At 44.5% G+C, this 11,266-nt stretch carries 5 protein-coding genes; all 5 read left to right on the top strand.

Going from position 1 to position 11,266, the window contains the following annotated elements; translation table 11 throughout:
• Positions 1-2,266, top strand: a 2,266-nt coding sequence (locus tag AC4II3_RS27475; protein WP_490722961.1) for a beta strand repeat-containing protein, incomplete at its 5' end; no start/stop codon positions are given.
• Positions 2,267-2,298: 32 nt separating this feature from the next.
• Positions 2,299-4,845: a CHAT domain-containing protein gene (locus AC4II3_RS27480; RefSeq protein WP_490722962.1), complete on the top strand. Its 2,547-nt coding sequence runs from the start codon at positions 2,299-2,301 to the stop codon at positions 4,843-4,845.
• 554 nt (positions 4,846-5,399) lie between these two features.
• Positions 5,400-5,843 (top strand): hypothetical protein, encoded by a 444-nt coding sequence (locus tag AC4II3_RS27485; protein ID WP_488016276.1) that lies wholly within the window; start codon positions 5,400-5,402, stop codon positions 5,841-5,843.
• A gap of 108 nt (positions 5,844-5,951) precedes the next feature.
• A complete protein-coding gene (locus tag AC4II3_RS27490) occupies positions 5,952-8,462 on the top strand; it encodes a two-partner secretion domain-containing protein (RefSeq protein ID WP_488029655.1) in 2,511 nt (836 codons plus the stop codon).
• A gap of 141 nt (positions 8,463-8,603) precedes the next feature.
• Complete coding sequence (locus AC4II3_RS27495) at positions 8,604-11,156, top strand: CHAT domain-containing protein (protein ID WP_490722963.1); 2,553 nt, start codon at positions 8,604-8,606, stop codon at positions 11,154-11,156.
• The last annotated feature ends 110 nt before the right edge of the window (positions 11,157-11,266 follow it).

An 11,266-nucleotide genomic window follows, 5' to 3' on the forward strand; every position in this document is an offset into this window, starting at 1 on the left:
GTTTGCTCGAACTCAAGGGACAGGACATGGGGGAGATGTGAGTATTACCACTGGGGAGTTAATGGTCTCTGATGGAGCAGAAGTTTTAGCTATCCCAATCGGTGAAGGGGACGGGGGAAATTTGACAGTGGATGCCTCCTCTACTGTTCAAGTGATTGGTACCTCAGCCTCGGGTCAGTTTCCTAGCGCCTTGTCTACTCAAACTCCAGGCACAGGAAAAGCGGGAAATTTGAAGATTACCACTGGGGAGTTAATGGTTTCTGATGGAGCAGTTGTTTCAGCTGGCACTTTTGGTGAAGGGGAAGGGGGAGAGTTGATTGTGGATGCCTCCTCTACAGTTCAAGTGATTGGTACCTCAGCCTCGGGTGAGTTTAGCAGCGGCTTGTTTGCTCAAACTGAAGGGACAGCAAATGCCAAAAATTTGACTATTACCACTGGGGAATTAATTGTCAAAGATGGAGCAGTTGTTTCAGCTAGCACTTCAGGTGAAGGAAACGGGGGAAATTTGATTATCAATGCCTCCTCTACTGTTCAAGTGATTGGTACCTCATCCTCGGGTGAGTTTAGCAGCGGCTTGTTTGCTCAAACTGAAGGGACAGCAAATGCCAAAAATTTGACTATTACCACTGGGGAATTAATTGTCAAAGATGGAGCAGTTGTTTCAGCTAGCACTTCAGGTGAAGGAAACGGGGGAAATTTGATTATCAATGCCTCCTCTACTGTTCAAGTGATTGGTACCTCATCCTCGGGTGAGTTTGGCAGCCGCTTGACAGCTGTGGCTAATTCAGACTCCAAAGGAAATGCCGGAGATGTGAGTATTACCACTGGGGAGTTAATAGTCTCTGATGGAGCACGAGTTTCAGCTAGCACTTTTGCTGAAGGAAACGGAGGAAATTTGATTATCAATGCTGAGCAGACTGTTCAAGTGATTGGTACCTCAGCCTCGGGTGAGTCTGGCAGCCGCTTGACAGCTGTGGCTAATTCAGACTCCAAAGGAAATGCCGGAGATGTGAGTATTACCACTGGGGAGTTAATAGTCTCTGATGGAGCACGAGTTTCAGCTAGCACTTTTGCTGAAGGAAACGGAGGAAATTTGATTATCAATGCTGAGCAGACTGTTCAAGTGATTGGTACCTCAGCCTCGGGTGAGTTTGGCAGCAGCTTGTCTGCTCAGGCTAATTCAGACTCCAAAGGAAATGCCGGACATTTGACTATTACTACTGGGGAATTAATTGTCAAAGATGGGGCACAAGTTTCCGCTGCCACTTTGGGTGAAGGGAATGGGGGCAATTTGACTGTAGATGCGGACTCTACGGTTCAACTCATTGGTATAACACCCGATGATCAGTTTCCCACTGGCTTGTTTACTCAAGCTCAAGCAACAGGAGATGCCGGAGAGTTGTTGAAAATTACCACTGGCCAGTTATTTATTAAAGATGGAGCAATTGTTAGTGCTAGAAGCACTCAACAGGGCAGTTCAGCAGGCACGGTAGATATTAATGCTAACTCCATCTTCCTTGACAACGGTGGCAGGATCACAGCAGAAACAGCAGGAGACAAAGGCAATATTATCCTAGAAGCTGGTGACATCCGACTCCTCAAGGAAAGCAAAATTAATACTAACGCCCAGAATACCGATGGGGGCAATATCACCATTGATACTGATACCTTAGTCGGTCTGGGAAATAGCGACATCACCGCCAATGCTGACAAAGGTTCAGGAGGTCGTGTTGAGATTAATGCCCAAGGCATCTTTGGTTTAGAGTTTCGCGACCGTGAAACTCCAGACAATGACATCACTTCCACCTCCACTCTTGGCTCATCCTTCAACGGTCAAGTCATACTCAACGTCCCACAGGTAGACCCGACCTCAGGCTTAACCGAATTGCCAGCAAGCCCCGTAGATGCAGAAGCGATCCTGGCCAATGACCTTTGTGGCTTTGAGAATAATCGGATTGCTGGTGGCAGTTCCTTTATTATTACTGGCAAAGGGGGTTTACCACCAACTCCAGAGAATCCGGTGATTAATGCCCACAGAACAGTGGGGTGGCGAACTCGTCCTGGCTTAGCCAACACCAGACAACCATTACCGCAGCAATCTTTAGTCAGACCCCGTCAAGACAAAAAAGTGATTATCGAAGCCCAAGGCTGGGTCATAGCAAAGGATGGCACGATTATTCTGACGGCGCAACCGTTTAACGGGACTCCTGTGGAGCAGATATTGCCCAATCTTGATTGCCATTCGGGAGGAGGGAGTAGGGAGTAGGGAGTAGGGAATCGGGAATCGGGAGTAGGGATATGAAAAAACTATCATTTATATTTGCAATCGCATTAACGTGCTTCTTGCCATCCGGCGAAGCCTTATCAAATTCTCCAGTAATCACACCAGATTACTCAATTACTGATTCTCCAGAGGAACAAGCCCAACAATTCTATGAAACAGGTCAATACCAAGAGGCGATAGGGTTGTTGGAGCAAATGATTAGTAACTACAGGGACAATGGCGACCTGATTGGTGAAATTAATTCCTTAATCAATCTCACGTTAGCTTATCAAACTTTGGGAGACCTAGACCAAGCTAAACAAACTCTATCCCAGAGTTTCACAAAACTATCATATCTTGATCATACCAAAGAGCGTCAACAATTACAAGCCCAACTATTAGAAGTTCAAGGACAAGTCTACTTATCTCTAGGTCAAGGGGAAAAAGCCTTATCGACTTGGCAGCAAACTAGTGCTATTTACCAAGAGCTTGGAGACTTAACTAGATTAACAGAAAGTCAGATTTACCAAGTGCAAGCCTTACGAGTATTAGGATTATATAATCAAGCCAGTAAAACCTTAACTGAAATCACAGAAACCCTCCAAAACCAACCCGATAGCAAACTCAAAAGTACTGCCCTCCACTACCTAGGTGATGTGCTGCGCCAAGTCGGTAAATTCAAAGACTCTAAAGCAATTTTACAACAAAGTTTAGCCATAGCGGAAAACTTCCAAAATCCAACCTTGATTGCTGATATTCTGCTCAGTTTGGGGGATACAGCTAGATTACAAAGAAAGACAGAAGACGCCAGATATTTCTATCAACGGGTTGTCAAGGAATCTCCCTTACTGGATAGTAAAATTCAAGGGCAATTAAATCAACTGAGTATAGTGATAACTAAACAAGAGTGGTCACAAGCCAGAAAGTTATTGCCAGCTATCGACAACACCTTAACTAAATTACCTCCCAGTAAAATCGCTATCAATGCTAGAATTCATCTAGCTAAAACCCTATTAAAATCCGAAAATACACAACTAAAAACTCCCAACTACCTAGCTACTTATCTCGCCGATGCTATTAAGCTGGCTAGAAAATTAGGAGATAAACGAGCGGAAGCAGAAGCCATTGGTAACTTGGGAACCTTATACGAACAGCAATCACGTCTTTACGAACAGCAATCACGTCTTGATGAAGCCCAAGACTTAACCGAAAAAGCCTTAGTTATTGCTCAAGAAATCCAGGCTCCCGATTTAGCCTATCAATGGCAATGGCAACTAGGCAGAATCCTCAAGCTAAAACAGGATAAAAAAAACGCGATCGCGGCCTATTCTCAATCGGTGCAAACCCTCAAATCTATCCGTAGTGACCTAGTCGCGATTAGTAGCGATATTCAGTTTGGGTTTCGAAAAAGCGTCGAACCAGTCTACCGAGAATTAGTAGCACTACTGCTCGAACCCAATGCATCTCAAGAAAACCTCAAACAAGCACGAGATGTGATTGAATCCCTACAACTAGCAGAACTAGACAACTTTTTTCGGGATGCCTGTCTAGATGCTAAACCAGTTAATATCGACGAAATAGATCCTAACGCCGCTATCTTATATACCATTATCTTGCCAGACCGCCTAGAAGTAATTGTCACCTTGCCCGGACAACCTCTGCGCCAGATCACCACTAACTTACCCAAAACAGAAATAGAACAACAAATCGCTTCGGTAAAGATCAATATTACTAGCCTTTGGCGAAGTGTGAGAAAGGAAAACTTACAAACAATACACGACTGGTTAATCGGCCCGATTGAAACCGAACTAGCCAACAGTAACATCCTCACCCTAGTCTTTATCCCGGACGGAGCCCTGCGGAATATTCCGATGTCCGTCCTTTATGACGGAGAAAACTATTTGACCGAGAAATATAGTATTGCGGTAGCACCTAGTTTACAATTAATCGACCCTAAAGCTTTAGTGAAGCAAAAATTTTCGGCTCTGACTGCTGGACTAACCGAAGCTCGTCCCCATCGTCCAGATTTAGGACCACTTCCTCAGGTGAAGGTGGAATTAGAGAATATCAAGGCTCAAGTTCCCTCATTGATTTTACTCAATGAATCCTTTACTGAATCTAACTTCAATACAGTCGTTAATACCTCTAGTTACGAAGTGCTCCATCTGGCCACTCATGGTGAATTTAGTTCAGTAGCGGAAGAAACCTTTCTCCTGACCTGGGATGACGTGATCAATCTCAATGAGTTAAATAGTCTGATCTCAGCGGATCAAAAGCAAAAAAATCCGATTGAATTACTCATCCTAAGTGCTTGTAGAACAGCCGTGGGAGACTCCCGAGCCGCTTTGGGATTGGCTGGTGTTGCCGTGCGTGGGGGGGCACGCAGTACCATTGCCAGTCTCTGGTATGTGGACGATCTAGGCACTGCCGAGTTAATGACTCGCTTCTACCAGAAGTTAGCCACAGGCAAGGTTACCAAGGCTGAAGCTCTGCGTCAAGCTCAACAGGAGCTGTTGCAGAGTAAGCAATTTAGTCACCCCTTTTACTGGTCGGCTTTTATTTTGCTGGGAAATTGGTTGTGAGAAATAGGGAGTAGGGAGTAGGGAGTAGGCAAGAGGCAAGAGGCAAGAGGCAAGAGGCAAGAGGCAAGAGGCATGCTAGCAATAGTAACGCACCTATTGGTTATGCGATGAAGCAAAGCTTCCGCTAAAAGCGAACGCGCTAATCCTCCAGCTAAATCCCAACTGGAGATCCCCCCTAACCCCCCTTAACAAGGGGGAAACACTTACCATGCTTACCATATTTACCACACTTACCACACTCTCTGCTCCCTGCTCCCGACTCCCTCAAAAAATTTACAAAAATATTTTTATAATAGCATATTTTAAAAATTTTTGTGCTACAATAAAAGTGTGGACAAGAAAATCCACGGGAGAGCCAGCCTTAGAGTTTTCGTCAGGCTGGGAGGCTGGCTCTTGGTCACCCTTACAGGAGATAACCTAATATTATTTCCCATAGTCAACGCCTATACCTATGGGTGATGGTTAGCCTAAGTCATAATTTATTATGACCATTGGCCAATGGCTATAAATCTAACTTGGGTTAATTCATAATAAATCAACAATATAAATCAACAATGACTAACAACGGCTCGAACAGATTAGATCGAATTGAAGCAACATTAGAACAGATGCTAGCTGTTCAACGTGAACTACAAGAAACACAATTACGCTTTCAAGAAACACAATTAAGGTTTCAAGAAAACCAACAACGACAAGACACAACATTAGAACAGATGCTAGCTGTTCAACGTGAACTGCAAGAAACACAATTAACGTTTCAAGAGAACCAACAACGACAAGAAAGGATATTAGAACAGATCCTAGCTGTTCAAGGTGAACTCCAAGCTGGTCAACGTGAACTACAAGAAACACAATTAAGGTCTCAAGAAAAGCAACAACGACAAGAAAGGATATTAGAACGATTGATTGGATATAGCATCACCCAAGAATCTGACAAATTAGATTTAGAAGAAAGAATGAATGCCTTAGAGCAAAGAGTTAGAGGTTTAGAAAATTAGTGAATGGCTTACCTTGGGTACTGCCCTATTGACTTAATAAAACTTAACAGAATCGACAGGTATTTCATGAAATAATCCCAGATATCGGGAGCATTTTGATTGATTAACATGAAAGCTGTGGTTTACGGACTTCTGCAAGCAAGTCCCTTTGTTTTCTATTCTCTACTAGCTGCAACTACCGCATTAGGACAAATCACCCCAGATAATACCCTGGGAAATGAAGGCTCTGTAGTAACCCCCAATGTCAATGTTAAGGGTGCCCTAGCAGATTTGATAGAAGGTGGGGCGATTAGAGAAAGCAATCTATTCCATAGCTTTCAAGATTTCAATGTGGCCGAGTTTGGGCGAGTTTATTTTGATAATCCTGCTGGAGTTACCAACATATTGAGTCGGGTAACTGGAGGTAATGTTTCCAATATTTTGGGGACTATGGGAGTATTGGGAAATGCTAATTTATTTCTGATAAATCCAAACGGTATTGTCTTTGGTCCTAATACCAGACTAGATCTGGGAGGCTCATTTTTTGGGAGTACTGCTGATAGTGTGGTGTTTGACAATGGTTTTCAATTCAGCGCCACCAACCCAGATGCTCCACCTCTGTTAACGATTAAGGGGCCTCTTGGTTTGCAATATGCAGAAAACTCAGGCAGTATTAGGGCACAAGGAATTAGTGGTCGCCAGAGTTTCCGTCAAGGACTAGGGCTAAGAGTGCAACCGGGTAAAACCTTAGCTCTTGTAGGAAGCGATATTACCTTAGAAGGATTTTTGCTAGAAGCACGAGGTGGACGGATTGAACTGGGTAGTGTTGCTGGTCCAGGTATGGTAAGTTTGACACCAAAAGGTCAAGGTTGGGTTTTGGGATACGAAGGTATTGAGAACTTTCGGGATATCGGAATACTGAGGTCTTTGATCAGTACCAGCCTTCGAGAAGAAAATGACCTGGCTGCCGAAGACAGTGACGGCGCAATTTCCATCCGGGGTTCACAGTTAGATATTGGTAGAACCTCTACCGTTAGAGCAAGCACATTCACCTCATTGCCCGGTGGAGATATAACCATCGATGTTCGTCAGTTGACCCTTAGGGATGGAGCAAGCGTATTAAGTAACGCTTTTGACGAGGGCAAGGCAGGAAACGTGACTGTGAATGCTTCTGAGTCTGTGAAATTGATTGATGGGTTGATTCGATCTCGATTTACTAGCAACCTCTCTGCTTCAACTTTCGGTGCGGGAGATGGGGGAGACATTGTGATTAACACTGACTTTTTTTTGCTTCAGAATGGAGGAGAAGTTACTACTAACACTTTTTTTGGTGAAGGGGACGGGGGAAATTTGACTGTAGATGCGGACTCTACTGTTCAAGTGATTGGTAGCTCAGCCTCGGGTGGGTTGGGCAGCGCCTTGAAAGCTGAAACTTTTTTTGGAAGAGGAAATGCGGGAGATGTGACTATTACCACTGGGAAGTTAATGGTCTCTGGTGAAGCATTTGTTTCAACTAGCACTTCTGGTGAAGGGGACGGGGGCGATGTGACTATTACCACTGGGGAGTTAATTGTCAAAGATGGAGCATTTGTTTCAGCTGCCACTTTGGGTGAAGGGGACGGGGGAAATTTGACTGTGGATGCCTCTAAATCTGTTCAAGTGATTGGTACCTCAGTCAATGGTGGGATTCCCAGGAGCTTGACTAATCTAAGTGAAGGCAAAGGAGATGCGGGAGAGTTTTTGAAAATTACCACTGACAAGTTAATAATCTCTGATGGAGCAGTTGTTAGTGCTACAAGCATTCAACCGGGGAGTTCAGCAGGCACGGTAGATATTAATGCCAACTCCATTTTCCTAAACAACGATGGCAGGATCTCAGCAGAAACAGCAGGACCGCAAGGCAATATTATCCTAGAAGCTCGTGATATCCGACTCCTCGACGAAAGCAACATTACCACTAACGCCCAGAATACTGATGGGGGAAATATCAAAATTAATACTGATACCTTACTGGGTCTGGGAAATAGCGACATCACCGCCAATGCTCAAAAAGGCCCAGGAGGTCGTGTTGAGATTAATGCCCAAGGCATCTTTGGCTTAGAGTTTCGAGACCGTGAAACTCCAGACAATGACATCACCGCCACCTCCCGACTTGGCCCATCCTTCAGCGGTGAAGTAATCCTTAACACCCCAGACGTAGACCCCACCTCAGGCTTAACGGAATTACCAGCAAGCCCGGTAGATGCAGAAGCCATCTTGGCCAATGACCTTTGTGGCTTTGAGAATAATCGGATTGCTGGCGGCAGTTCCTTTTTCATTACGGGTAAAGGGGGTTTACCAGCTAGTGCAGACGATTCGGTGATTAATACTGACAGAACAGTGGGCTGGCTCTCTCGTCCTGGCTTACCCAGCAGTAGTAGACAACCATTACAGCAGCAACAATCACTGACAAAGCCTCAACCTCCCCAAGAAAAAAAAGTGATTATCGAAGCCCAAGGCTGGGTAACAGCAAAGGATGGCACCATCATTCTGACGGCGCAACCGTTTCGGGGTACTCCTGTTGATCAGATATTGCCCCATCTGGATTGTCATTCGGGCAGAGGGAACAGGGAACAGGGAACAGGGAACAGGGAAGAGTAGTGCGTAGAGTAGTGCGTAGGGTGCGTTAGGGGAGGGATTGCCATGATATTCAAGGTCGTCCAGTAGCCCCGTAACGCACCATCAAAAAGCTGTTACTGATTCCCAATTCCCCCTTTTGTGTTCCCTGTTCCCTTAATTATTATGAAAAAACTATCATTTTTAATTGCCATCGCATTAACCTGCTTCCTACCATCCGGGAAAGCCTTATCAAATTATCAAAGAATCACACCCAATTCCCAATTCCCGATTCCCGATTCCCGATTCCCGATTCCCGATTCCCTAGACCAAAAAGCCCAACAACTCTATGAAACAGGTGAATATCAAAAGGCGATACCGTTGTTGGAGCAAATTATTAGTAACTACAGCGATAGTGGAGACATTATTGGTGAGATTAACGCCTTGGCGAATCTAGCGTTAGTTTATCAACGTTTGGGAGACTGGGCACAAGCTAAACAGACAATATCCCAGAGTTTTACCCAACTATCACAACTGCCATTAACCAAGGAAAGTCAACAATTACAAGCCCAAATTCTGTCAGTCCAAGGACAAGTATACTTATCACTAGGTCAAGGGGAAAAAGCCTTAGATACTTGGCAGCAAACTAGTGCTATCTACCAAGACCTCGAAGACCTCAATAAATTAACGGAAAGTCAGATTTACCAAGTGCAAGCCTTACGAATATTAGGGTTGTATAATCAAGCCACTAAAACGTTAAATCAAATCCAGGAAAGTATCCAAGACCAACCTGATAGCCCTCTCAAAAGTACAGCCCTTCAATACCTAGGTGATGTCCTCAGGAGAGTGGGAAAATTCCAAGACTCTCAAGACATTTTACAACAAAGTTTAGCCATAGCGGAAAACTTACCAAATCAGACTTTGATTGCTGACACTCTACTCAGTTTGGGGGATACAGCTAGATTACAAACAAAAACAGAAGAGGCTTTGGATTTCTATCAACGGGTTGTCAAGGAATCTCCCTTAGCAGATATTAAAATTCAGGGACAATTAAATCAACTGAGTGTATTGATAGCTACACAAGAGTGGTCACGAGCCAGAGGGTTATTGCCAGCTATAGACTATACCTTAACCACATTATCTCCCAGTCAAAGAGCAATAAAGGCTAGAATTAAGCTAGCCAAAACTCTATTAAAATCTGAAAATACAGAACTAAAAACTCCCAAAGCCCTGGCTACTTATCTCGCCGATGCTATTAAATTGGCTAGGAATTTAGGAGATAAACGAGCGGAAGCTGAAGCCATTGGTAACTTGGGAAGCTTATACAAATACAATCAACGTCTTGATGAAGCCCAAGACTTGACCGAAAAAGCCTTACTGATTGCTCAAGAAATCCAGGCTCCGGATTTAGCCTATCAATGGCAATGGCAACTAGGAAGAATCTTCAATCTAAAACAGGATAAAAAAAATGCGATCGCGGCCTATGCTCAATCGGTGCAAACTCTCCAATCGATCCGTAGCGACCTAGTCGCGATTAGTAGCGATATTCAGTTTGGGTTTCGAGAGAGGGTCGAACCAGTCTACCGAGAATTAGTAGGACTACTCCTGGAACCCAATGCATCTCAAGAAAACCTCAAACAAGCACGAGATGTGATTGAATCCCTGCAACTAGCAGAACTAGACAACTTTTTTCGGGATGCCTGTCTAGATGCTAAACCCGTTAATATCGATGAAATTGATCCCAACGCGGCTATCTTCTATACCATTATCTTGCCAGACCGCCTGGAAGTAATTGTCACTTTGCCCGGACAACCTCTGCGCCAGATCACGACTAACTTACCCAAAACAGAAATAGAACAACAACTGGCTTTGGCAAGGAGAACTATTACTAGGCCTTGGCAAAGTCTTGAAAAGGAAAACTTGCAAACAATACACGACTGGTTAATCGGCCCGATTGAAGCGGAACTAGCCAACAGCAACATCCGCACCCTAGTATTTATTCCCGACGGAGCCCTGCGCAATCTTCCTATGTCCGTGCTTTATGACGGGGAAAACTATGCTATCGAGAAATATAATATTGCAGTAGCACCTAGTTTACAATTAATCGACTCTCAAGCCAATGTTAGAGAAAACGTTTCAGTTCTGGCTGCTGGAGTCACGGAAACTCGTCCCCATCGTCCCAATTTAGGAGCACTTCCTGGGGTGAAGGAAGAATTAGAGAATATCATGGCTCAAGTTCCCTCATTGATTCTACTCAATGAATCCTTTACTGAATCCAACTTCACTACAGAAGTTAATAGCTCTCCGTACGAAGTGCTCCATCTAGCAACTCATGGTGAATTTAGTTCAGTAGCTGAAGAAACCTTTCTCCTGACCTGGGACGACGTAATCAATATCAATGAGTTAAATAGTCTGATCTCAGCGGATCAAAAGCAAAAAAATCCCATTGAATTACTCGTCCTCAGTGCTTGTCAGACAGCCGCAGGAGACTCCCGAGCGGCTTTGGGATTGGCTGGAGTAGCCGTACGATCTGGCGCACGCAGTACCCTTGCCAGTCTCTGGTATGTGGACGATCTAGGCACTGCCGAGTTAATGACTCGCTTCTACCAGAAGTTAGCCACAGGCAAGGTTACCAAGGCTGAAGCTCTGCGTCAAGCTCAACAGGAGCTGTTGCAGAGTAAGCAATTTAGTCACCCCTTTTACTGGTCGGCTTTTATTTTGCTGGGAAATTGGTTGTGAAGAATAGGGAGTAGGGAGTAGGGAGTAGGGAGTAGGGAGTAGGGGGTAGGGTGTAGGGTGTGGCTCACAGGGGTAGGTTTTTTACATTTGGGTAAAACATGGGACGAGCC

The organism is Moorena sp. (assembly GCF_982860115.1).

Bases quoted from the DNA above. Each gene is read 5' to 3' on its own strand.
- AC4II3_RS27485 (WP_488016276.1), top strand. From the start codon at position 5,400: ATGACTAACAACGGCTCGAACAGATTAGATCGAATTGAAGCAACATTA.
- AC4II3_RS27495 (WP_490722963.1), top strand. From the start codon at position 8,604: ATGAAAAAACTATCATTTTTAATTGCCATCGCATTAACCTGCTTCCTA.
- AC4II3_RS27490 (WP_488029655.1), top strand. From the start codon at position 5,952: ATGAAAGCTGTGGTTTACGGACTTCTGCAAGCAAGTCCCTTTGTTTTC.
- AC4II3_RS27480 (WP_490722962.1), top strand. From the start codon at position 2,299: ATGAAAAAACTATCATTTATATTTGCAATCGCATTAACGTGCTTCTTG.